General features: G+C 39.9%; 24 protein-coding genes and 1 pseudogene. 6 read left to right on the forward strand and 19 right to left on the reverse strand.

From position 1 onward, the window contains the following. Window positions 1-80: 80 nt before the first annotated feature. The 5 genes and pseudogenes from yddG to AB8618_RS06400 form a co-directional block, all read right to left on the reverse strand. On the reverse strand, window positions 81-992 hold the full coding sequence (yddG, locus tag AB8618_RS06380; protein ID WP_409425261.1) for an aromatic amino acid DMT transporter YddG: 912 nt from the start codon (window positions 990-992) through the stop codon (window positions 81-83). 427 nt (window positions 993-1,419) lie between these two features. Continuing rightward, a complete protein-coding gene (locus tag AB8618_RS06385; RefSeq protein ID WP_409425262.1) occupies window positions 1,420-2,691 on the reverse strand; it encodes an Ig-like domain-containing protein in 1,272 nt (423 codons plus the stop codon). Between the two features lie 27 nt (window positions 2,692-2,718). Next, a complete protein-coding gene (locus AB8618_RS06390; RefSeq protein ID WP_409425263.1) occupies window positions 2,719-3,231 on the reverse strand; it encodes an outer membrane beta-barrel protein in 513 nt (170 codons plus the stop codon). Window positions 3,232-3,427: 196 nt separating this feature from the next. After that, window positions 3,428-5,274: pseudogene (locus AB8618_RS06395) on the reverse strand (ABC transporter ATP-binding protein). A 109-nt stretch (window positions 5,275-5,383) separates the two neighbouring features. After that, window positions 5,384-5,839 carry a phosphate-starvation-inducible PsiE family protein gene (locus AB8618_RS06400; protein WP_138604889.1) on the reverse strand — a complete coding sequence of 152 codons (456 nt, stop codon included), beginning with the start codon at window positions 5,837-5,839 and terminating at the stop codon, window positions 5,384-5,386. A gap of 271 nt (window positions 5,840-6,110) precedes the next feature. Here AB8618_RS06400 and AB8618_RS06405 point away from each other — a divergent pair, with 271 nt between their 5' ends. Beyond that, window positions 6,111-7,505 (forward strand): M28 family peptidase, encoded by a 1,395-nt coding sequence (locus AB8618_RS06405; protein WP_413401818.1) that lies wholly within the window; start codon window positions 6,111-6,113, stop codon window positions 7,503-7,505. 121 nt (window positions 7,506-7,626) lie between these two features. Then, window positions 7,627-8,073, forward strand: a complete 447-nt coding sequence (locus AB8618_RS06410) for a DUF4826 family protein (RefSeq protein WP_138604887.1) — start codon at window positions 7,627-7,629, stop codon at window positions 8,071-8,073. Window positions 8,074-8,158: 85 nt separating this feature from the next. Here AB8618_RS06410 and AB8618_RS06415 read toward each other — a convergent pair whose 3' ends face one another. From AB8618_RS06415 to AB8618_RS06430, 4 genes are read right to left on the reverse strand one after another with little or no spacing between them, the layout of a single operon-like run. Beyond that, on the reverse strand, window positions 8,159-8,626 hold the full coding sequence (locus tag AB8618_RS06415; RefSeq protein WP_131690920.1) for a glycine zipper 2TM domain-containing protein: 468 nt from the start codon (window positions 8,624-8,626) through the stop codon (window positions 8,159-8,161). Between the two features lie 15 nt (window positions 8,627-8,641). Continuing rightward, entirely contained in the window at window positions 8,642-9,262 is a 621-nt protein-coding gene (gene lpoB / locus AB8618_RS06420; protein ID WP_413401822.1) for a penicillin-binding protein activator LpoB, read from the reverse strand. 8 nt (window positions 9,263-9,270) lie between these two features. After that, window positions 9,271-9,696, reverse strand: coding sequence for a YcfL family protein (locus AB8618_RS06425; RefSeq protein WP_413401824.1), 426 nt, complete (start codon window positions 9,694-9,696; stop codon window positions 9,271-9,273). A gap of 8 nt (window positions 9,697-9,704) precedes the next feature. After that, window positions 9,705-11,069, reverse strand: a complete 1,365-nt coding sequence (locus AB8618_RS06430) for a COG3014 family protein (RefSeq protein ID WP_413401826.1) — start codon at window positions 11,067-11,069, stop codon at window positions 9,705-9,707. 206 nt (window positions 11,070-11,275) lie between these two features. On the opposite strand from AB8618_RS06430, the gene AB8618_RS06435 reads away from it, so the two are divergent. Then, window positions 11,276-12,151, forward strand: a complete 876-nt coding sequence (locus AB8618_RS06435; protein WP_409425269.1) for a DMT family transporter — start codon at window positions 11,276-11,278, stop codon at window positions 12,149-12,151. Here the strand turns inward: AB8618_RS06435 and AB8618_RS06440 are convergent. The 7 genes from AB8618_RS06440 to AB8618_RS06470 all read right to left on the reverse strand — a co-directional run bounded on the left by AB8618_RS06440 (window position 12,138) and on the right by AB8618_RS06470 (window position 18,803). Beyond that, window positions 12,138-12,833 carry a M15 family metallopeptidase gene (locus AB8618_RS06440; protein ID WP_409425270.1) on the reverse strand — a complete coding sequence of 232 codons (696 nt, stop codon included), beginning with the start codon at window positions 12,831-12,833 and terminating at the stop codon, window positions 12,138-12,140. The genes AB8618_RS06435 and AB8618_RS06440 overlap by 14 nt on opposite strands. After that, window positions 12,833-13,963 carry a succinyl-diaminopimelate desuccinylase gene (dapE, locus tag AB8618_RS06445; RefSeq protein ID WP_413401829.1) on the reverse strand — a complete coding sequence of 377 codons (1,131 nt, stop codon included), beginning with the start codon at window positions 13,961-13,963 and terminating at the stop codon, window positions 12,833-12,835. Before dapE ends, AB8618_RS06440 begins: the two co-directional genes overlap by 1 nt. Beyond that, on the reverse strand, window positions 13,963-14,307 hold the full coding sequence (locus AB8618_RS06450; protein WP_409425272.1) for an ArsC family reductase: 345 nt from the start codon (window positions 14,305-14,307) through the stop codon (window positions 13,963-13,965). Before AB8618_RS06450 ends, dapE begins: the two co-directional genes overlap by 1 nt. 4 nt (window positions 14,308-14,311) lie before the next feature. Further along, on the reverse strand, window positions 14,312-14,809 hold the full coding sequence (locus AB8618_RS06455; RefSeq protein WP_413401831.1) for a PTS glucose transporter subunit IIA: 498 nt from the start codon (window positions 14,807-14,809) through the stop codon (window positions 14,312-14,314). Between the two features lie 6 nt (window positions 14,810-14,815). Next, a complete protein-coding gene (locus AB8618_RS06460) occupies window positions 14,816-15,199 on the reverse strand; it encodes an ACT domain-containing protein (protein ID WP_171039579.1) in 384 nt (127 codons plus the stop codon). A 222-nt stretch (window positions 15,200-15,421) separates the two neighbouring features. Next, entirely contained in the window at window positions 15,422-17,575 is a 2,154-nt protein-coding gene (pta, locus tag AB8618_RS06465) for a phosphate acetyltransferase (protein ID WP_413401833.1), read from the reverse strand. Between the two features lies 1 nt (window position 17,576). After that, complete coding sequence (locus AB8618_RS06470) at window positions 17,577-18,803, reverse strand: acetate kinase (protein ID WP_413401835.1); 1,227 nt, start codon at window positions 18,801-18,803, stop codon at window positions 17,577-17,579. Window positions 18,804-19,066: 263 nt separating this feature from the next. On the opposite strand from AB8618_RS06470, the gene yfbV reads away from it, so the two are divergent. After that, on the forward strand, window positions 19,067-19,513 hold the full coding sequence (gene yfbV, locus AB8618_RS06475; RefSeq protein ID WP_138604877.1) for a terminus macrodomain insulation protein YfbV: 447 nt from the start codon (window positions 19,067-19,069) through the stop codon (window positions 19,511-19,513). Here the strand turns inward: yfbV and rlmA are convergent. The 3 genes from rlmA to xthA are packed head-to-tail and all read right to left on the reverse strand — an operon-like array spanning window position 19,497 to window position 21,756. After that, window positions 19,497-20,300, reverse strand: coding sequence for a 23S rRNA (guanine(745)-N(1))-methyltransferase (rlmA, locus tag AB8618_RS06480; protein ID WP_409425277.1), 804 nt, complete (start codon window positions 20,298-20,300; stop codon window positions 19,497-19,499). The two genes, yfbV and rlmA, sit on opposite strands and share 17 nt — an antisense overlap. Beyond that, on the reverse strand, window positions 20,297-20,944 hold the full coding sequence (locus tag AB8618_RS06485; RefSeq protein ID WP_409425278.1) for an energy-coupling factor ABC transporter permease: 648 nt from the start codon (window positions 20,942-20,944) through the stop codon (window positions 20,297-20,299). Before AB8618_RS06485 ends, rlmA begins: the two co-directional genes overlap by 4 nt. A gap of 5 nt (window positions 20,945-20,949) precedes the next feature. Continuing rightward, a complete protein-coding gene (gene xthA / locus AB8618_RS06490; RefSeq protein ID WP_413401838.1) occupies window positions 20,950-21,756 on the reverse strand; it encodes an exodeoxyribonuclease III in 807 nt (268 codons plus the stop codon). A 242-nt stretch (window positions 21,757-21,998) separates the two neighbouring features. Here xthA and AB8618_RS06495 point away from each other — a divergent pair, with 242 nt between their 5' ends. After that, a complete protein-coding gene (locus tag AB8618_RS06495; RefSeq protein WP_138604873.1) occupies window positions 21,999-22,430 on the forward strand; it encodes an exonuclease III in 432 nt (143 codons plus the stop codon). A gap of 200 nt (window positions 22,431-22,630) precedes the next feature. After that, on the forward strand, window positions 22,631-23,152 hold the full coding sequence (locus tag AB8618_RS06500; RefSeq protein WP_413401840.1) for an EF-hand domain-containing protein: 522 nt from the start codon (window positions 22,631-22,633) through the stop codon (window positions 23,150-23,152). The last annotated feature ends 87 nt before the right edge of the window (window positions 23,153-23,239 follow it).

A 23,239-nucleotide genomic window follows, 5' to 3' on the forward strand; every position in this document is an offset into this window, starting at 1 on the left:
ATTTAAAGCGAACCTTACAGTTAATTCATCACATAGCTTTGAAATACGATGCGCGTCTGAGGGGAATTCGGTTCGCGCAATTATTCCTTGATTTTATTTGGCTTTGTTTTTCGGGTCACAATAAAACACATTAATGAGCCTAATGTAACTAAAACAACGCCTTGCCAGAATGCGCTGGTAAGCGATATTGATAAATAAATCGAGGCAAATAGCGTCGATAATACAGGAATAAAGTAAGACAAGGTGCCTAACAACACTAGGTTACCGCCAATTATTGCTTGGTTCCATAGTGCGTAACCTCCACCAATAACCACGCCTGCCAATACTAAGGTAAAGCTAGAATCTAGGCTAAACTCAAAGCTGGGTTCATTACTCAATCCGTAGCTTATCCATAAACAGATTGCCGTGGCTGCAAAAAATAAACTAATGGCATTTTTACCCTCGCTAAGTTTAACCGTTACACTGCAATACACAGCCCAAATAAACGCCGCTGCAAATGCCATAGAATAGGGCAATGGGTTGTCACTAATATTAGCGGTTAATATTTTCACAGATAAACCACTATTGCCTGCAATGCACCATACAACACCAAAAAACGCAATCAGTATGCTGGGGTAGACTAATACGCTTACTTTAGTGCGGTTAACAATAATCGATAATAAAATGGTTAACGCTGGCCAAAGGTAGTTAATAATCGCCATTTCCAACGCTTGCTGGCGACTATTTGCAAAGCCAAGCGATAAAGCCAAACACATTTCGTAAATCACAAATAAGCTGCCACCAAAGACTAAATAGCGCTTTGGACAATTGTTTAGCTTTGGTACACCCATGACAAGCATTAAAAAAATCGCACTGACGCTATAAATCAAAGCAGCACCGCCAATTGGGCTAAATAACTCCGATAAATCACGAACAAAAGCAGTTAAACTGCTCCAAAGTAAAATAGCGAGCACCCCATAGAGGGTGTATTTATGTTTGATTAAAAAAGACATGGTGAACAACTTAATGAAAAACAAAAGTAACACTTTAATATATATATCAAGGGGTAGGGCATTAGTTTTACTAACTTTTAGTCTGATAGGTAGTAGCAGCATGTAGGGTCTTTTTAATCGTGGCGCGAGGTTTGTAACCTCGTGAGCAATTGGTAACTGCTCACGCGTTATTCTACTGGCTTACATCCATGTAAGAATAAGTAAGTCCGAGCAAAGTTTTCGCGTCTTGCTAACGCTCCTTACCTACATTCAGTGGGCAACAAAGAGTAAATCCACCCTAGGGAAGAGCTCGATGGGCAGCGCCTGTTTGGCATTGATGCAGCGTTATTGCCTAAATGCCAAACAGATTACTACAAATCTAACCTTAAAAGACCAACAGACCCTAGTTAAATAATTTAAATAGCATCCACAAATATAGAAGGGTTATTTATTCAATATTTACCTGAACGCTGCTTACTTGATTATCGTAGGTCGCTGAAACAATAAAACTACCAGCGCTATTCGTTTTACTGGTTAATCTATAAACCGCATTCTCTGTACCTGCGCTAATTAATTTTGTAGTTACCAAACTGCTTCCATTAATGCTCCAATCAGCAAATTCAGTTACATTCACACTTGAAGTTTCATCACTGCTATTAGCCGTCAGTGTGAGATTAATTGAACCAAGAGGGGTCATAGTTAATACTGAACTGCCATCATTTATTTGAAGATCATTTAAATCATCAGAACCATCGACTGTTACTGTAATAATTTTCTGCTTGTTGCCACAGCTGCCAATTAATTGAGTTTCACCAGATTTGAGCGCAACAAGCGTTCCTTTGTTTTCGCCTTCATCTGTTATACCAATATAACGGGTTCCTACTTGCGACCAAGTAATAGTGTCATTAATAGTCTTAGCTTCTTGAGCTACCAAAGAGGCAATTGCACTAACTTGAATACGATCGCCAATATTAAGATTGATCTCTTCAGTTGGCTCATCATTAACTAAAATATCGATAGACTCTAAATTTTTAGGATCTGCTTTCACTGTCAGCTTACCAAGAACGTTGTCTATTTTAGCTGTAATAGTTGTATCTTCAACATCAGGAGCGGATGTAAACAATAAGCCGTCAGAGTTGATTGTTGCAGTACTGCCGTTATCAACAGCAAAACTTAAACCTCTAATGGTATTTAAAGATGTATATCCATCAGCATAGGTAAGATCGGCTGATAATTGCGCAGGTATACATGTATTAATGTAATCAATGTTAGAAGCGGCTGTTTTTAAGTTAATTTCAGTTACTGCGACATCACTTACTGAAACCTCACCTTCACCTGAGATATCATTGATGGTAGTTCCTATGATAGATACAGCCCCTTGGTTTGCTGTAGTACTCGAAACCGCATTTACAACACCATTGCTATTTACAGTTGCAATAGTCGGATCGTTAGACTCCCAGGTTACCTCACTAGTAATGTCGCGCGTGTCACCATTACTATCTATACCCGTAGCACTTAATTGTAATGTCTCACCTGGCTTTAAGCGTTGTTGATCTCCAACTATCTTAACAGATTCAATAATGGTGCCTTCAGAACGAAGTTTGTCTAACTGTATTGCTTTTGCAAGATCCGTTGTATCACTTTCAGAACCGCAACCCGTAACGCTGATAATAAATAATGCGGTTACAGATAATTTAAAAAAACTGTGTATATTAATCATATTTCAATTGCTTCCTTTCATACATTACTAAAAGTGATAAACAAAGCCTAAGGTATAACCAGCTATTTCGATATCATCACCTTTGAAAAGGGATTGATAACCAAGTCTTATTTGAGTGTTTTCTAAATAAGGAATTTGCTGGTGCATTGCGACTCCCCAAGAAAAACCATCATATTTATAATCACCATTTATTGATGTGGAAGGATTAGACACAACAACTTGATTTTTTGCATAACCCAATGAAACGTCCAGACCAAAGCCATTTACTACATCAGATTGCATAACAAAATAAAGGGCTAAGCTTTTGTCTAAATTTAACTCTGTATTATAAATATTATCACTCGTGTTTGATGCTAGGTAATGCGCTTCAAAAGCCATGTTATTGTTACTGATACCAGCACGTATCAATGCACCTTTAGGGGTCGCGTTTTCATTACTTATTTTGATATCACTCATCATGTAGTCAACACCAATATAAGGGGTATCTGCAAAACTACTGAATGATGCGCTAAGTAAAAGTAGAGTAAGAACTTTTTCCATAAATTTAAACTTTTAATCCATCTATATTTTGGAGCGTATATTATAAGAGCACTTTGTATTAATCAAGCCGAGCAATTCACTCAATACGTAATTAATAATACTGTTACCAATACAGCATTCTTATTTAAAATTTTATCGAACTAAGAACATAATTAAGTGTGTAAGGCATCTTAAGTAGCACCTTACACATTATTGTTTATTCAATACCAATAAAGCCGCCGGTTTGATGTGCCCACAGTGCAGCATAAATGCCGCCTTTGGTAATTAATTCATCGTGACTGCCTTGCTCTACAACGCCACCTTTATCAAGCACAATAAGCCTGTCCATTTGTGCAATGGTTGATAATCGGTGTGCAATGGCAATGACCGTTTTGCCTGTCATTAAATCATCTAAGCTGGCTTGAATAGCTGCTTCTACCTCTGAGTCTAAAGCGCTGGTGGCTTCATCAAGTATAAGAATAGGCGCATTTTTAAGTAACACCCGAGCAATAGCAATCCGTTGACGTTGCCCGCCCGAGAGGGTTACCCCTCGTTCGCCCACTTGTGCATCAAAGCCTTTATTGCCTTTGCTGTCTTCTAAATCGGTTATAAAATCGAGCGCTTTGGCTTGTTTGGTCGCATCGAGCATTTCGGCTTCTGTGGCGTCGGGTCTGCCGTATAAAATGTTATCTTTTACTGAGCGATGTAGTAGGGATGTATCTTGGGTAACCATAGCAATATAACGGCGGAGACTTTCTTGGCTAACATCGGTTATATTTTGACCGTCAATACTAATGCTACCCCTGTCTGTATCGTAAAAACGTAGCAACAAGTTAACTAATGTGGATTTACCTGCGCCAGAGCGACCTACTAAGCCAATTTTTTCGCCCGGTTTAATATTTAAGTTTAAACCGTTAATTACTGGACCTCGGTTATTTTCATTAGCGGCTTTACCATAATTAAAGTGTACATCGTTAAAGTCGATTGCCCCTTGAGTTACTTTTAAGCTATCGGCTTTTGGCTTGTCATCAACTGCAATTGGGTTTGACAGGGTGCGCATACCATCGGCTACGGTACCAATATTTTCAAATAAGCTGCTAATTTCCCACATGATCCATTGAGCCATACCATTAAGCCTTAGCGATAAACTCAATGCCACGGCAATAGCCCCCGCGCTAATGGCACTTAACGACCATAAATACAAAGACACCGCTGCCACCGAAAATACCAGTAAATAGTTCAAGCTTTGAATAACCACATTAAGGCTTGTTACCAAACGCATTTGTTTATAAACAGGCTGTAAAAATACATCCATGCTTTGTTTAGCATATTGCTCTTCGCGTTGAGTATAAGAAAACAGCTTAATGGTTGAAATATTGGTGTAGCTGTCAACAATACGGCCGGTCATTTCTGAGCGTGCATCAGCTTGTGAGCTAGCAATGCTTTTTAACCGTGGTACAAAGTAAATTTGCACGCAAATATATAGTGCTAACCACACTAATAACGGCAGCATTAAGCGCCAATCTGAGGCGGCTACTAAAAACACCATTGAGCCAAAATAAACGGCAATGTACATCAATACATCAAGTAACTTAGTGACCGACTCACGCACGGCCAATGAGGTTTGCAATACTTTAGTGGCTATTCTTCCGGCAAATTCATTTTGATAAAAGCTAACACTTTGGCGTAACAAATAACGGTGCGCTAGCCAGCGAATCGACATTGGATAGTTGCCCAACAGTGCTTGATGTAAAATAGCCGACCTAAAAATACCACTATGGGCATCACGACCAAAAGCATTAACCCCATCTTTATTAATTCGGATTGATGCTGTGAAAACAGCTCTTCAGGGGTGTACTCGCCTAACCAGTCAACTAGTTGCCCCATGTAACTAAATAAAGACACTTCTAAAATAGCTAATAATGCGGCACTGAGCGACATAAGCACCAACGACAGTTCCATGCCTTTGGTGTAATGGCGGCAAAATGCAAATAAGGTATTAGGAGGTTGAGATGGAGAACGCTCCGGAAACGGTTTAGTCATCCGTTCAAATAATCGATACATATTAGAAGCTTATTAAGTATTTATAGAGGTGTCCCACTATACCATTGTAAAGCACAAAGGCGCAGTGGGAATGAGATGTATAAGTGTTATCTTAAGTTGAGTTAACGCTTTAAAGTTTTGTGTGACCGGTTTTATTTTTTACCAGCCAGTAAGATATACCTAAGGCTATTGTTACCAATGCAAGGCCAACAATTTGCTCTGAGGTCACTAATTTTAAATCTAAAACAATAATTTTACGTGCCACAGCCATTAGTGCGGTGGCAATAACCAGTTCAACCGGCAGTGAGCTTGAACCTAAATATAAACGAATGTTGGTAAATATTTCTACTGCTATAAGCACCACCATAAAAGCACCAAAGGTTTGTAGAATGTCTTCAATGTTTAATAAAAAGTAAGGGGGAGAGCTCAATCGCATATATAAAACATAAACTACATCAGCAATACTCCAAAAAATAACCAACACCATGAGTACCGCTAATATTTTAATAGCAAAGCGAATCGCATGATGTAAATACTGCATAAGGGGATCAACATGATCCTCAGGTAATTCTTCATGTTTCTTCATATTTTTACAGCACCTTATTATTTTAAACAGGGTATATAAAATGATAGCTGATTAATCGTGTTTCTTTCTTTAGTATACGTACAAATCAGCATAAGTGATTATTTTTATTAAACTAGCGTATTTATAAGTTGCAATGAACCAAGCCGAGCAAGCTAGCTAATGTTAATTAAATGTAATTTAACCTGAGGTTTTTAACGTCTATCTCAAAAGCATTGCTGTATAACTGTAGAGCTGTCATTTTAAAAACATCAACAATGAGGATTAAACTGCTATGTCAATTTCACCTTTAAAGTTAGTTATTCGGCTTATTAAGTATAGTGCGGTTGCATCTGTTTGTAGCGCACCATTTTATAGTGTGGCGGCACAAACCACACAACAAGCATCATTACACACTATTGCAGGGCAAATTTCAGCGCAACGTATTGGAGATGATATTCAAACGTTGGTGGATTTTGGGACTCGCCATACTTTATCTGAAACTAAATCGGATACTCGTGGTATTGGTGCGGCAAGGCGTTGGATAAAAAAAGAATTTGAAGCAATTTCTGCACAGTGTGGTGGCTGTTTAGAAATACTAGAAGTAAAGCAAACCATTTCGGGAGAAAAGCGTATTCCTAACCCTGTGGAAGTGGTTAATATAATTGCGATTCAGCGCGGTAATACCGATCCTAACCGTATGGTGATGATGTCGGGAGATATAGACTCGCGGGTTAGTGATGTTATGGACTTTACTAGCGATTCACCGGGGGCAAACGATAATGCATCAGGGGTTGCCGGTGTTATTGAAGCTGCACGGGTGTTATCGCAATATACATTTAATGGCTCAGTGGTATACGCCGCACTCTCAGGTGAAGAGCAAGGTTTATTTGGTGGTAAAATTTTAACTGCTTACGCACAAAAAAATAACTGGCAAGTGCATGGTGTTTTAAATAACGACATGATTGGCAATATTACTGGCATTAATGGCGTAACCGATAACACCACTGCACGTATTTTTTCTGAAGGCACGCGCGTCGTTGAAACTAAAGAACAAGCCCGCACTCGTCGTTTTACTGGCGGCGAAGTTGACTCAGCGAGCCGTAATTTAGCACGTTACATAGACACCATTGCTGATAAATATATTGAAAACTTAGATACCATGCTGGTATACAGGCTCGACCGCTTTGCTCGAGGCGGGCATCACCGTCCGTTTAATGATGCGGGCTTTGCGGCTGTGCGTATTATGGAAACCAACGAGCATTATGATCGCCAACATCAAGACCTGCGCACAGAAAATGGGGTTGTGTACGGTGATACCATTGATGGGGTTGATTTTGATTACGCCGCAAAGCTAACTTCATTAAATGCGGTTAGTCTTGCGTCAATGGCATGGGCTCCTGCGCCTCCAAAAGAGGTGAAAATTAGCGGTGCTGTGCGCGCCAGTACCACACTTACTTGGCAGCCAACAGAAGATGAAAATGTAGCGGGCTACCGTATATACTGGCGCTACACCAGTGAGCCACAATGGCAATATAGCCAATGGGTTGATAATGTCAGTGAATTTACACTAAAAAATGTGGTTATTGATAACTACTATTTTGGGGTTGCTAGCGTGAATAAACAGGGGGTGGAATCACCAGTGGTATTCCCAGGTGCTGTAGGCTCGTTTGATCACAACATAAAGTAAGTGTGCTTTGCTTGAAAATTCAGCAAACAGCTGCGAATAAGGTGTTAAGCACGCTATTTATGCTTGCGCCTTATTTGTTATGCCCTTAAAGTGTAAACAAAGAAGTAAAAAGGTTATTAAAATGCAGCAACAAGAACAACAACCATTAACACCAGAGCAGCAAGCTGAACTTCAGCAACAAGAAATTAAATGGCAGCGCGAGTGTTTTCAAAATGCACAACAACATTTAGCTGAAAAAGGCATTATGCCTAAAACCTTGCTTGAAAAAGAAAGTCGTTTTTTAGCGCCTTTATGTGCGCTTTGGAAATTTAAAGCGCAAAATGGTAAAAGCTACTGGGTGATCACCGGTCGTTTACCAACCGATCATGCTGAAGCGTCTGCAGCAAAAGATGCACGTGATGCCATGCGTTATTTTTCATTGCAGTGGCAGTTAAAAGCCGACCAAATTATTACAGCGGGTGCGCGTGATAAAACCCAAGCCGATTTTGCAAACTTACTTATAAATCGTGCTCACGGCTTATATGAAATGCATGAAAATGAGCAGCTTTGGGCAAAAGAACCAGCTTAAAATAAAGGTAATTACCCTTTAAAAAAACCTAACTTAGTGACCTAAGTTAGGTTTTTTACTTTTCAGCTATCGCCTTGCAAGAGGCTTAATACGCGCTATCTACTCGTACTGTGTTATTAGTTAAGTAAATAAGGCGAACATTATCCCCTTGATGAAAACGCATAGCGGGATCGCTGTCTTGTACCACCATAAATTGCTCACCACTTTCTACTTGTATCAATAATTCAACGAGTTGAGTGTGTTCATAGCGTTGTGTTTGCTGCTGATTATGGGCAACGTTACCACCAATCACCGATCCTAAAATAGTCGCTACAGTACGACCACTGCCGCCGCCAAACTGGTTACCAATAACACCGCCTAATAAGGCACCGCCAAAGGTCTTCCAGCCGTTACTTTTGTCTTGTACTAATTGTTGCTCAGTAATAGTGCGCACCGACTTTACTTTCCCAAATAGTACTTGCTGTACAGGAACGGCTTTATTGCGTTCATACTTGGCAAACGTTGGGGTACTCACTACTAATAAAGCGCATAAAATTAAGCTAAGCGTTTTCATAGTTCGCTCCTATTGTTACCAACCAAATGTTGATTTTTCACGCGTTTTACGAATTTCAGTTTCGTCAGCCCACTCAACAAGGCCGCTTTGCATATCCATTAAACGCATTGTAAATTTGTAGTACACATCGGCTTTATCGGCATTAGATTTAACAATGCTTGATAGGTTACCGTACAGCATATATTGCGCACCAATTTGCTTACCAAAAGCCACCGCAGTACTTGGGTTGACTAGAGCGTCTTCGTTTTGAAATGAAATTTGCTCACGAACTGCTTCTACACGGGTCATATCAACAAATCTAAATTTGCCGCTACGCAGTAATTGAGTAGAGATTGAGTCGGTGATTGATTCAGTATCTATATGTTCACTAGTTTTATTTTTAATACGCTCTACAAATACCACTGGACGTGTGTTGGCGGTCATAGTACCAACTACAGGCGAACTAAGCAGAGAGTCGGTCATTTGTGAGGCGACTTTTTGTAAGTCGGTAGAGCCAAAGTTTATATCTGTGGTTTCTACGGCTTGAGCATCACCATAGCTGACAACTGCTTTATTGGCACAGCCTGAAAGTGTCAATGCTGCTAAGCCTAAAATTGCATAACTAGACAGTGTTTTAAATTGTTTATTGATCATCATGATTTCCTTTAATCTTTAAATTCTTGTGCGTCGGTTGATACTTCTCTCACAGCTAATGAGAAGGTAACGGCATCAGAGCTAGGCGCAAGCCCTGCAAGCTGAGTTTTAGCAAAGCCAAATAGCGTTAGGGCCTGCCACGGTGAGTGGTTGCCTTTAATAGCAAAGCCATCTTTATCAAACCAGTTAAATTGATACTGTAAGTATTGCGACTTTTTATAGGTACTCGCTAAAGTAACTACCACATCGGTAAGGTTATTTGTTTGACGCGTTTTTACATCACTGATTAAAAGCTTTTTAGCTAATTGTGGATTATTAACATTGAGCTGCTCTTTGTAAGCGTTGGCAGTTTGCTCAACCCCAATACCTGAGGTTACAGGTCGGCTGCTACATGCGCTAAGCATAAACAGCGCAATAACGGGAAGTATGTATTTCATGATGGCTCCTAAAGTTGCACTACATGGGAGTTAAAATAGTTATTAACAGAGGTTAGGTAGATTAACGTTAACCCTTGCTTACTAACGGTAAAATTTATTGGCGGTTGTGAGCCAACGTTTAAAGTATGCTCGCCTGCTTTAACTGCACTGCGGGCAAGGCTGATCTGATTAGGTAGGGTAAGCCAACTGCGCGTATCTGCTTGCTCAGATGCAAGGTTATACAAGTTTGCCAAAATGTTCCCTACATCGCCGGCACTGCGCGCAAGCTCTGCACGCATTTTTTCTTTAGCGACAAGGCGTAATATTTGCCTTGAAACACGCCCAGCGACTTGCTGCTCTAACGTTTTAGCAGCCAGTGCCTCTAAATGTACTAACGGGCTTAATGCTAATTTTTGGTCATCAACTTTTAAATTATTAACGGCACTGCTGTAGGCATTATTAATATAAACAGGCATTGCTAGGCTATAAAAGCGGGCATCCCCCTGCGAAGTATAAATAGGCAATCGCAATTTAAACTCATGCTGTTTTGGTATAAGGCCTTGTTCAAACAATATAACTACTTCGCCTTGATTTTTATCTATGGCGTTTACTTCACCAAACTGTCGCTTAAATTGCTGGTAGTCATCCGCAAAACCTTGCTGCTTAGCAAGGCGTAGTAAATCTTGCTGTAAATACGGATTGTTAGGTTGTATTTCGAGTGCTTTTTTATAGTCTATGTAGGCATCATCGCCTTGCTTTGCTTTTTCATATAACAACCCGGATAAGTAAAACGTGTACGCATTTTGAAAGCCATTTTTTACCGAGCGAGTTAAATTATCCATGTCTGGGTAGTGTTGCTGTGCTTGGGCAATGGCATTATCAAACTCGCTTTGATTATCAAGTAGTGCATCAACTTGTACTTTATTAGCGCGGCGTATTTCAACTAACGCGCTCTCAATATCGCGTTTATAAACATAATTAAGTGCTTTGTAGCTATGCAACATACTCATTTCGTAAGCAGGGGGGATATAACCTATTGCTGAGTCGTTGGTTAACAGCGCATTGCTTTGCTCAAGCCCTGCACTTACTTGTATTTTGGCTGCTTGGCGTTTAGCTTGCATTTGTTGATAGACATTTTCAAAATATGTTTGCGCACTGTCTGGATTATTAGCTAAATCAGCAATACGTCCTTGCTCTAATTGGTTCAGTAAATAATTACTGTGCGCTTTACTATTGGTTTTTATAAGGGCGCGTGCATTTTCAATATTATTATTGCTAATAGCTTGTCTAACAGGAGTGGTGTTTGTGGCATAATCATTAAATAGATCGTTAAAACCAATGGTGCTGCAACCACTTATGATAAAGCAAAAACTGAAAATTAAAATGTGACGCACACGCACTCCTCTTATCTATTTTATAAGGTTAACACATGGCCGATAAATGCAGGTGTGAAAGATTGTAAAAAAGCGTAGCGTATAAACATAGACTAAAAACCCTTAATATCATTTAAAAAATATCCATGTTAACGTTTACAACAATGGACGCTAATTTAACCTGTATATAAACACGGTACATATTTATCAACACATTAGGAATTCATTTGAAAGCCACTCTGTTCACTATTATCGCGTTAGTTGCCTTTGCTGCCAATTCATTATTGTGTCGTTTAGCGTTGGCACAAGGTTATATTGATGCGTGGAATTTCACTGTTATAAGGATACTCAGCGGGGCGGTGTGTTTGGCCATTATTATGCTGCTCTATACAAGGCAGTTAAATAAAAAATCACAATTAAGTAGTTCTGTTACTAACGATACCGGAAGCTGGCGAAGCAGTGCGAGCTTGTTGATATATGCGCTGTGTTTTTCTGTTGCTTATATAGAGCTAGATACCGGCATGGGTGCGCTTATTTTGTTTTCTGCGGTGCAATTTACCATGATCGGTTGGGGCATCTATAAACAAGAGCGCTTAACCGCTGTGCAATGGCTTGCATTTATTGTGGCGTTTGTGGCTTTTGTTTACCTAATGCTACCATCGCAAACAGCGCCACCGCTAATGGCGGCAATATTAATGAGTATAAGTGGCGTGGCATGGGGAATTTATAGTATTAGAGGCAAAGCGTGTGTATCACCACTTAGAGCCACCACTTATAACTTTATTCGCAGCTTATTAGTGCTACCTGTTTTAATAGTGGTGGGTATGAGCCAGCTTAAAGATATTCGTATGGAAGGAGTGTTACTTGCCATTGGCTCAGGTGCGATAGCATCGGGTGTTGGTTACAGTATTTGGTATGTGGCTATGCCATTATTAAAAAGCACGCATGCAGCTATAGTGCAGTTATGCGTGCCCGTTTTGGCAGCTATTGCAGGAGCGGTGTTTTTATCAGAAACATTAACTGTGCAATTTATGCTCTCCAGCAGTATTATTTTACTAGCGGTATTGGTTTTTACGTTAAATAAAAAAACTAACACCGCTTAGCAGGTGGGCTCACATTAAGCACAAAGCGTTCATACAATGCTGGTAAGTGGGTTAAAATAGCGTCTTTACCGAATAAATTACTCTCTTTAATACAATTGTGTAATACCTCTAGTGATAAATGGCTCATAAGCTGCTCTGACTGCGCAATGTGGCTAATGTGCCAAAGTTCTGGGGCAACACCGCCTAAATCGTGCTGATAAGGCCGATAAAATCCAAACTCCTCTAGGTGAGTGTCTAGCCATTGACTTAGTTTGGCAAAAGGTCCGCCATGCTGATACTCATCGGGGGTTAGTTGCAACACATAATCGCCACTCACTGCGCTTTTATCAAAAATATCTAAGTCAGTGCCTAAATGATGGCGGCTTGCCCCTGGCAGTGCAGAATACAGCATTATGGCGGTACATTTTTCAATATCACTCAGTGAATTTAGTTCAACGGCTTGTTGCGCTTTATCTAACACCACGCGCTTATTTGAAAATTTAGCATTCCAAATAGCTGATTGACGATTAAAATCCCGAAAACTTGATGCAATACATAAATCAAAGCCAGCGGATGCGGCCGCTGATTGCAGTGCAATAAAGTCGTTAACAATATTGGCATGCAAATAATGGTTTTGTATGGCGACTAAGTGTGCATCACTTTGACCGGTTATGCATTGTATGAGTTCTTTATTTGCAGTCATTAAGTTAACAGTTGTTCTAATATTTGTTCATAAATATCCGCAAGCGCGATCAGGTCGTCTGTACTGACACACTCATCAACTTTATGAATTGTGGCGTTACGTGGTCCCAGCTCGATTACTTTAGCGCCGGTTTGGGCAATAAAGCGGCCATCTGATGTCCCACCTGTTGTTTCTAAATTAGTGGTTAAGCCAGTTACTGATTTAATGGCAGCGACGGTAGCGTCAACTAACGGACCGTGATCGGTTAAAAACGGTAGGCCATTTACAATCCAATTTAGTTCGTAATTCAAATTATGTTTTTGTAAAATCGCGTTCACTTTTTGTTGCAGCTGCTGATGAGTAACTTCGGTGCTAAACCTAAAGTTAAATTGTACTTCAAGCTCACCCGGGATCACATTACCAGCACCTGTGCCACCATTAATGTTAGAGATTTGAAAGCTGGTGGCTGGGAAAAAGTCATTACCCATATCCCATACAGTTTGGCTTAGCTCGGTTAAAGCTGGCGTAGCTAAATGAATTGGGTTTTGCGCTAAATGTGGGTAAGCCACATGCCCTTGCACGCCTTTTATTGTTAAAAAACCAGTGAGTGAACCACGACGGCCATTTTTAACCACATCACCGAGCACATCGCGTGATGAGGGCTCACCAACAAGACACATATCAATTTTTTCACCGCGCGCTTCTAAAGTATCTATTACGCGGGTGGTACCGTTGATAAAAGGGCCTTCTTCATCTGAGGTAATTAAAAACGAAATAGAGCCTTTATGATCAGGGTGCTTGGTTACAAAACGCTCTGTGGCTACAACCATGGCTGCCAGTGAGCCTTTCATGTCGGCAGCGCCACGCCCATGTAATAAACCGTCTTCAATTAATCCTGCAAAAGGCGGGTGCTGCCAATTCTTTTCAGGCCCTGTGGGCACTACATCGGTATGCCCAGCAAAACAAAAGTGTGGTGATTGCGTGCCTTTTCGTGCCCAGGTATTGAGGGTGTCGGTAAAAAATAGCGATTCTATGTCAAAGCCAATTGCACTTAGACGCTCATTCATCATATGTTGGCAGCCTGCATCTTCAGGGGTAACTGACTCTCGCTGAATTAAAGCTTGGGCTAGGGTGATTACTGGGTGAGTCATTATTTAAAGATCTCATCGTACTGGGCTGCTTTAAAGCCTAAATGGTATTGCCCGTTATTAATAAGAACAGGGCGTTTAATCATTGCAGGTTGTTCAACCAATATATCGATTGCAGTTTGCTTCGTTAAGCTTTGCTTTTGCTCATCCGACAGCGCTCTGTAGGTTGTGCCACGTTTATTAACAAGTTGTTCCCAGTCAATATGCTCTGCAAAATCGCTAACCATATTATGATTAACGCCATCTTTACGATAGTCATGGAAAGTGAATGCGATGTCATTATCGCTTAGGTATTTTTTTGCTTTTTTGATTGTGTCGCAGTTGCTAATGCCATAGAGAGTGATCATAAACCTACTTCTTTTTGATAATAGTTAATAAGGTATCTACACCGGCATTGACCTGCGGGTGAGAATAATGAAAAGTGCCTAAGTCGTGGCCATTGAGTATGATAAGGCTAGCTAAAATAGACGTATCGAGTTCACGCAAATCAAAGTAAGCGAGGCGCTGTCCTTTGGTTATTTTGCTGCCATTAAGCTGAGCAATATGAGTATGCGTGAGAGTTTGAGAATCAGGAACGGCTAAGTTTATTAATACTTTTAAGCCATTTTTAGCTTTTAAAATAAACTCGCACCCACCGCTTTTAACTTGCAACAAAGTCCCATTAAATGGCGCTAACACTTTATGGCTAGTTAAGCTGACAATAATCCCTGGTCCTAAAGTTCCAAAGCGGAAAAAAGCTTCAGGATGCGCGTCCATTTGCAAAACTTTGCCACTGAATGGGCTGGTTATTTGTATTGCGCTTCGGCCAATTTTATTTTTAGTTAAATAGCTAACGTCTTCAGATTTCATTATTAATTAAGTTACCACGTTGTAGCCATCGGCTTTGAGAGCAGCCATCGCTTTGTTGACTGTTTGCTTTTTTACTAAGATATAGTCGGTGTCGTAGGTTGAAATTGAAAAAATTGACACGCCAGCTCTTGCTAATACCCCTGAAATATTTGCCATGATACCGGTTAACGAAAATCCTAATGGGCCAATTACTTCTAATGCTTGCCAATTCGATTCTGTATCTTGGCTATCAATTATAAAGTCATCAGGGCAAACGACCGAGAGTTCATCGTGCGTTTTTGAAATAAAAAATAATGGTTGCTTTAACAGGGCAGGAGGGATGTCGGCATCAAGCGCTAAACTATGAATTGATAAAACAGTGCTGTGTAATTGTAGTGTTTGTTTTGACATAAAACCCATCCCTAGCAGCAAGATAATAGCTTTATAGTATAGAGTATTGAATCTAAGTTAAAGGCCCAAACGGAGTCGTTGTTAAAGTTTTTATTAATTAAAAAATAATTGTCCACAATTTCTGTGGATAAGCTTGGGGGTTGTAAGGTATAAATAACCTAACCTATTAATAATTAATTAAAAATTGGCTAGGCTATAAAAGGGGCATGTTAGTCAAATGAGTTAATTAAGTGCCTCAGCTTGCGCTGCTTGAATGGCAGTTAAAGCGATGGTGTACACTATGTCGTCAACTAATGCGCCACGGCTTAAGTCGTTAACTGGTTTACGCATCCCTTGCAGCATCGGACCGATACTGATCAAATCAGCGCTTCGTTGTACCGCTTTATAGGTGGTGTTGCCAGTATTTAAATCAGGGAATATAAATACCGTTGCTTTACCTGCAACAGGGCTGTTAGGTGCTTTTTTAATCGCTACACTTTCCATAATTGCCGCATCATACTGTAGTGGTCCATCTATAATTAGATCTGGGCGCTTTTGCTGGGCCAGTTTAGTTGCCGCTCGCACTTTTTCTACATCAGCCCCACTGCCTGAATCACCAGTACTGTAACTTATCATGGCTACGCGAGGTTCAATACCAAATGCTGCTGCTGAGTCGGCAGATTGAATTGCAATGTCGGCCAGTTGTTCGGCATTAGGATCGGGATTAATAGCGCAATCACCATAAACTAGAACCTGATCCGGTAATAGCATAAAGAACACAGATGACACTAATGATGAACCTGGCGCAGTTTTAATTAATTGTAACGGTGGTCGAATGGTATTGGCAGTGGTGTTTACCGCACCCGATACCAGACCATCGACTTTGCCTTGCTCTAGCATCATGGTGCCAAGTACTACGTGATCTTGTAGTTGCTCTTGGGCGACTACTTCAGTAAGACCTTTATTCTTACGGATTTCCACCATAGGTGCTACGTAGTCATTTATGATACTGCTTGGCTCAATTACAGTTACATGCTCGTTAAGCTCAATGCCTTGCTGCTCGGCGATACGTAATATTTCATCACGATCACCTAATAAAATTGTTTTAGCAATGCCCCGCTGGCCACAAATAGCGGCTGCTTTAATGGTTCTAGGTTCGTTACCCTCAGGCAGTACAATTGTTTTTTCGGCTTTACGAGCTTTTTCAGTCAATAAATACCTAAAGGCAGGAGGGGATAGTTTTCGGGTTTTCCCCACACTTTTAGCTAAGGTATCTAACCAATCAGAATCTATATACTCTGCGTTATGATCTTTTACCTTTTCAATGCGCTGTTCATCATCGCTTGGTACTTCTAGGTTAAAGTTATGCAGTAATAACGAGGTGCGCCAAGTGTCGCCTTCGGTTGCTAAAATAGGCAGCCCTGTTTGCATGGCTTGTTCGCACAGCGCCATGATGCGCGGCTCAGGCTCAAAGCCACCGGTGAGCAAAATAGCGCCTAGTTTAGTACCATTCATAGCAGACAAGCAGGCTGCAACCAATATATCTGAACGATCGCCTGGGGTGACCAATAACGCACCTGGGGTAAAATAATTTAGAATATTTGATACTGTACGGGCACAAAAAGTAATGCGTCTTAGTCGGCGATGCACCATGTCGCCTTCATTAATAATAGTGGCTTTTAAATAGGCACTTAAATCTTTAACGCGTGGCGCTACCAGCTCAAAATCCCACGGAATGGCACCAAGTAACATAAAAGGGTTTTTTCTAAAAATTGGTAAAGAAGCTAGGCGGTTAAGCTCGTTATCAAGCGCTTCTGGCTTGTAAGTATCGACTAAATCAGCGCGAGCACGGCCTTCTTCATCTAGAGGGGCATTTACTTTATTGAAAATACAACCCAGCACACGAGGGTGATCTATGCCACCGTAATTTCCGGCAGCAATTTCAAGGCGATCTTCAATTTGGGTAATACTGTAATTCCCAGGGGTAAGCACAAATACAATATCGGCCCCTAAGGTTTGTGCTATTTCACGGTTTATGCGTCCCGCATAAGGTTGGCGACGAGTAGGCACCATTCCTTCGATTATGGCCACTTCGTCATCGTTTATTTTACTTTGAAAACGCTCAACAATTTCTTCTAATAAGTCATCACCTTTACCATCACCAATCATTTGCTCTGCGTAATCGAGCGCAAACGGTGTTGGCGGGTTAATTGGTGAGCCTTGAGTGACAATTTGAGTAGATTTTTCAGGGCCAGTTTCACCTGCACGTGGCTGGGCGATAGGTTTGAAAAAGTTAACCTTAACCGTCTTTTGTTCCAGCGCCCTTACTAAACCAACAGATACTGAGGTTAAACCCACCCCTGTAGAGATAGGAACCAACATAATACGACGAGCCATATTATAACTCCTTGGTGATGTTTGCGGCGTCGAGTGCAATAACCCATTCTTCGTTGGTAGGCATAACTACCGCTTTGCTTGTTGAATTAGAAGCGCTAATTAATCCAGCTTGGCCGAACCGTGCATCAAGGTTTGCTTGAGGATCTAAATTGATACCCAAAAATGCTAACTGTGTGAGTACTTTTTCTCGAATGATATCGGAATTCTCGCCAATCCCACCGGTAAAAATAACTGCATCTAATTTTTGTAGCGGTACCATATAGGCGGCTATTTGTTTTGCTAAGCGATAGCAAAACATATTAAGTGCCAGCATGGCTTGAGAGTTGCCAGCAATAGCAGCCTCTTCAATAGTACGGCAATCGTTTGATAGCTCGCTTATTCCTAATAAGCCACTCTTTTGATTTAGCAGGTCATCAATTTGCTGCGCAGTGTAATCAAGTTGCGTAGTTAAAAAGTTAAATAACCCTGGGTCAATGTCACCACAACGGGTACCCATTACAAGTCCTTCAAGCGGGGTTAAGCCCATGCTGGTATCGACACTTTTACCGTTTTTGATTGCACACACCGAGCAGCCATTGCCTAAGTGGGCGCTGATAAAGTTACTTTCTTCAACAGGTAAAGCCAGCATTTTAGCGGTTTGACCTGCTACATAAAAATGGCTAGTGCCATGAAACCCATAGCGTCTAACCCCAAAGTCCTTATAAAGTTGATAAGGAAGGGCATATAGATAAGCAACCTCATCCATAGTTTGATGAAATGCGGTATCAAACACGGCTATTTGTGGTAAATCTTTAAATGATGCTTGTGCTGATGAGATGCCCAGTAAATTAGCGTGACCATGTAAAGGGGCCAGTGTGGCTGCTTGGGTAATACCTGCAATGACGTTATCGTCAATTAAAACTGATTGAGTAAAATGCTCGCCACCATGCACAACACGATGACCCACTGCTACTAATTGCTCGTCTAAATTGTGATCTTTTATTAAATCAACCAGCGTATCAATTGCTTGGGCATGTGCTTGGGCATGTGCTTGGTTAGCAGCAAGCTTAATAGTGGTTTTTTCTCCCTGAAACTTATATTTGATTGAGGGAGCATTATCACCTAGGCGCTCAGCTAAACCTGATATAATGTCGTTTCCTGTGTTTGCATCAATAATTGCAAACTTTAGACTTGAGCTTCCACAATTGAGTACCAAAACATGGTTCGGATTATTTGGGAGTGTTGGCATAGATTCATTTTCCATTTAAGTATTAATCAGTACACTTGGTTGATGTATAAGCCTTTGTGGCTTAGATAAGCCTAGACTAAAGTGTAGTAGACTTTATTAAAAGGGCTTTGTGAGATTCTTTCGATAATTTATGCTTTTTGTGAGTTTTACTTATGAAATTAAGCATTTTTACCGATAAAGTGAAAGCAGCTATAATTGTGTTACACTTTTATAAGTACTACGTTTGTTGAAATGTTACAAACCGAGACTATGAGGATTTATTAATGCAAAAAAGTGTGATATCGCAAGTTCAATTAGGGCGTTCTTATGCTAAAACATGGCCAATGCGTAAAGAGGTCGCGCCATTATTTGCAGAATTTAAAGTGATCAGAGCCACTGAGCTTGCAATCACAGTAATGCCAATATTAGCCATGCTGACCCTGTTTTTTCAGATTAATTATTTAGGCTCAGATTTTCTGCCCCAAGCGATTGCCAGTAGTCTGTTTTTTATCTCGTTGCCATTACAAGGGCTTTTATGGTTGGGTAAACGTGCGCAAACTGAATTAGAGCCTGCTATGCAGCAATGGTATAACGAGTTATTTGCAAAAATGGTTGCTAACGGTTACGACGCGCAAATGGGAAAAAACAAGCCCCGCTATTTGGAGCTTGCCGAATTACTAAAAGATATGTTCGATAAAATGGATAAAACGTTTACTAAAGAGCAGTTTTAGTAAATTGCGTAATGTAAAATGACAATGTGACGCTATGCTGTTGTTTTTGCTCAAGTGCTTGCCAATGTTCTGGTCTAAACTTCCACGCAAATGGCGTCATCATAATTAAGTTCTTAACATCGTTAAATGTAAGCGATACCTGCTCTGTGATTAATTGTTGCGATGTATTTTCAAAGCCCGCAGGTGCTGCTATTTGTGTGTGCTCGTTTACGTTGCTATAAATATAATCTTTTAGTTCTTTCAAATGAGTTGGGCCTGGGCTTGCCACAATTAAGCAACCATTATCTTTGACCAGACGTGCAAGTTCACTGTCAAATAAAGGCGCAAATACACTAACCAAAACGTCAGCAAGGTGATCATCAAAAGGCGCTTGGCTAATTGAAGCAACGCTAAAGTGGCATTGTTTGTAACGTTTTGCCGCATACTTTACTGCCGACTTTGATATATCAACACCGTATACGTTAGCCTGGCTGTTATTAGCAATAGCGTGAGTATAAAATCCTTCACCACACCCCAAATCAATCATTATGTCGGCATTAAGTGGCTTAACAATATTGGCTAAAGCCGTTTGTAAAAAGCCATAATAACCTTGTTCTAAAAATGAACGCCTAGCTTGTACCATTTCCAACGAATCGCCAGGCTGTTTAGAATTTTTGTTTTGTACAGGCAGTAAGTTTACATAGCCTTCTTTGGCAAAATCGAAGCTGTGATTATTATCGCATCGTAATGTTTTATCATTGAGTGCTAGTGGCTGTTTACAAATAGGGCAATGGTAATGAAGACTCATGAGCCTAAATAGTCCTTATCAAAAAAAGTTTTTACCCAATGTGGGCGATAGGTGATCAGTACAGTGATTGCCATACCGTTTAGCATAGCTTCAGGAAAGGCCAAAATAGGACTTAGATAAATATAATTCTCGCTTAGCTGATGCCAACTATATTCACCTATTGCGTAATAAAAAGCACCACCGAGTATAATGTTAATACAGGCAACAACACCCGCTGTTAAAAAGCTACAAACAAATATATAGATAAAAAAGTGCCGTGCTAAATAGTGATAACAGACAATAAAAACTAAATAGCTCAATAACACCGGTATAAAGGCACTAATAATGAGTTTTAATGCTACTAATTCTAGTGCTATTTGTCCAAAAGCAGTTAAAAGTGCTGTTGCGAGTACACAACTTAAAATAGCAAGGCGCCACCCCAGTGTTAGGGTTACAGCGGTTATACCTAATATATGCAGATCGAGACCGGGCAAAATACCGGCCTTGATACGCCATAATAAAGCGAGCACCAGCGCACAAGCAAATACACCTGTTTGTCTTGCTGGAGTATTAAATAAGTGACTGTATGTTGACTTGTTAATGCTTAAAAAGCCGATAACGATGACAACAATCCACAGTAACCCTTGTAATTGCGCGCTCAACATAATCGTTAATTAAACTCTGACCAAATAGGCGCATGATCTGAAGGTTTATCGATAGCACGCAGTTCATAATCTATGCCTGTGTCGATACAACGAGCCGCTAAGTCATGCGTTGCCAGTACCACATCAATTCGTAGACCGCGGTTATCAACAAATCCTTTTGAACGATAGTCAAACCAGGAGTATTGGTCGTTAATTTCTGGGTTTTGTTCTCTAAAGGTGTCTTTAAAGCCCCAATTTAATAAGGTAGCAAGCCACTCACGTTCAACAGGTTGAAATGAACATTTACCCGTTTTTAACCAACGTTTTGCGTTTACTTCACCAATACCAATATCTAAATCGGTAGGGGAGATATTAATGTCACCCATAACAATTACATCTTGGTCAGGAGTGAAATGGCTATTTAGATGAGTCATTAAATCTTGATAAAATTGACGTTTGTAGGGGAACTTAGTTTCGTGATTAATGTTATCGCCTTGTGGGAAATAGCCATTCATTACATGTAAGTCACGGCGATTTTCTTGTTCTACAGTGACGCTAATCATCCGCTTTTGCGACTCATCGGTGTCGGTAGTGAAGCCTTTTAATACCGATTTAGGCTCTTTTTTGCATAACATTGCCACACCGTAATGGGCTTTTTGCCCATGAAAATAAACGTGGTAACCCATCTTTTGTACATCATCTAGCGGAAACGCTTCATCGTGTACCTTGATCTCTTGAAGACCGATAATATCTGGCTGGTGTTTATCAATAATAGCTTGTAACTGGTGTAGACGAGCGCGCAGGCCATTGATATTAAAAGAAATCACTTTCATAAAGTTAACCTTCAAACTTATTTTCATTGTTAGCTAAATTGTATCAGCATTTAGAGCGACATAACATGACTGAAATGAGAAAATAACTGCACAATTGTTGCTCAATTACTGCTTAATGTTTAAACATTGTAAATGCATTATTAAATAACAAAATAAATAAAATATTCAATTGATATGTTAAAAGTTGTCTATATAATGCGCAGAAATCGTTTGTTTAACTCGTTCAAATAGGACTACCCCTGATGAAAACTCAATTACTTTTAGCTGCCTCTCTTTTTGTTTCTGTTACTGCTTCTGCACAAAGCAATACATACTTTAGCAAAGACAACAAATTAGAGTCTAACTTGTGTGTAGTAAGCGCCAATGAAGGTTTTTCAGCTGCACGTAAAATGGCTGCAAAGCATGGTATGTACTTATCGCGTTATTCAAAAAGTATCCTATGTAATGGTCAAGATATCCGCGATATAGCTAAAAAAGAATCAGCGGTTCAAGTCGCTTCATCTAAAGTTGAAGTATTTGCAAAAGATTCACATCAAGAAACACAGTTATGTATGACTGCATTAAAGCAAGGCTTACAACCAGTACGTAAGCAAATTGGCAACTTAAACACATTAAAGTGTAATGGCCAAAACGTAACTGATTTTGTAAAGCGTTACCAAGACGCTGCAATCTAAATTACCGTATTTGATATAAATAGCTCGGTTCTTACCGAGCTTTTTTTTGCAAAAATTACCACAGTAGTTTGCAAAAATTGCATTATCGAATATCGCAGCACAAGAGTGTTTTTTAAGTTGTTGTTTTTATTGGGTTATAATTCTGGCATCGTATTTGTATCATTTGAGTTGAAATTTATTAATTTACAAGGATACGTCTAATGAAAAAATTAACGATAGCTTCTACTATTTTAGCCGCATTGAGCTTAGCTGCATGTTCTTCAAATCAGGGTTTAGAAAAAATTGACAGTGATTTTGCAAGCTTAGATAACGATAGCGATGGTTTTATCTCAAAAACTGAAGCTGACGATGATAGTATTTGGCAACACTTTTCAAATATAGATACAAATATAGATAATCAAATAAGTCGTACTGAATATGACGCTTATATGCAGCTAAATGCTGGTAAAGTTGCAACTGATAGTGAAGTAAGTGAGTCTGCATTTAAAGCTGATATTGCGAAGTTTGATAAAATAGAAAATGACTTCAAAAGCTTAGATAATGACAGCAACGGCTTTATTTCAGTTACTGAAGCTGACGATGATGATATTTCAAATCACTTTGGCTACATGGACAGCAATAAAGATAAACGAGTAAGTAAAAAAGAGTTTAATAGCTATATCCAAAAGCATGGTGATTCTGTTGCAGAAGACGATGCACTTGAGCAATTTAAAAATAGCTAAATCACATTATTAAATACACTTGATACCAAGCCAGTGTTTTTCACTGGCTTTTTTTATACCTATAAAATGTTATTTTATTAATATGTT

The sequence above is a fragment of the Pseudoalteromonas sp. RW-H-Ap-1 genome (assembly GCF_048318575.1).
Taxonomy (GTDB): domain Bacteria; phylum Pseudomonadota; class Gammaproteobacteria; order Enterobacterales; family Alteromonadaceae; genus Pseudoalteromonas.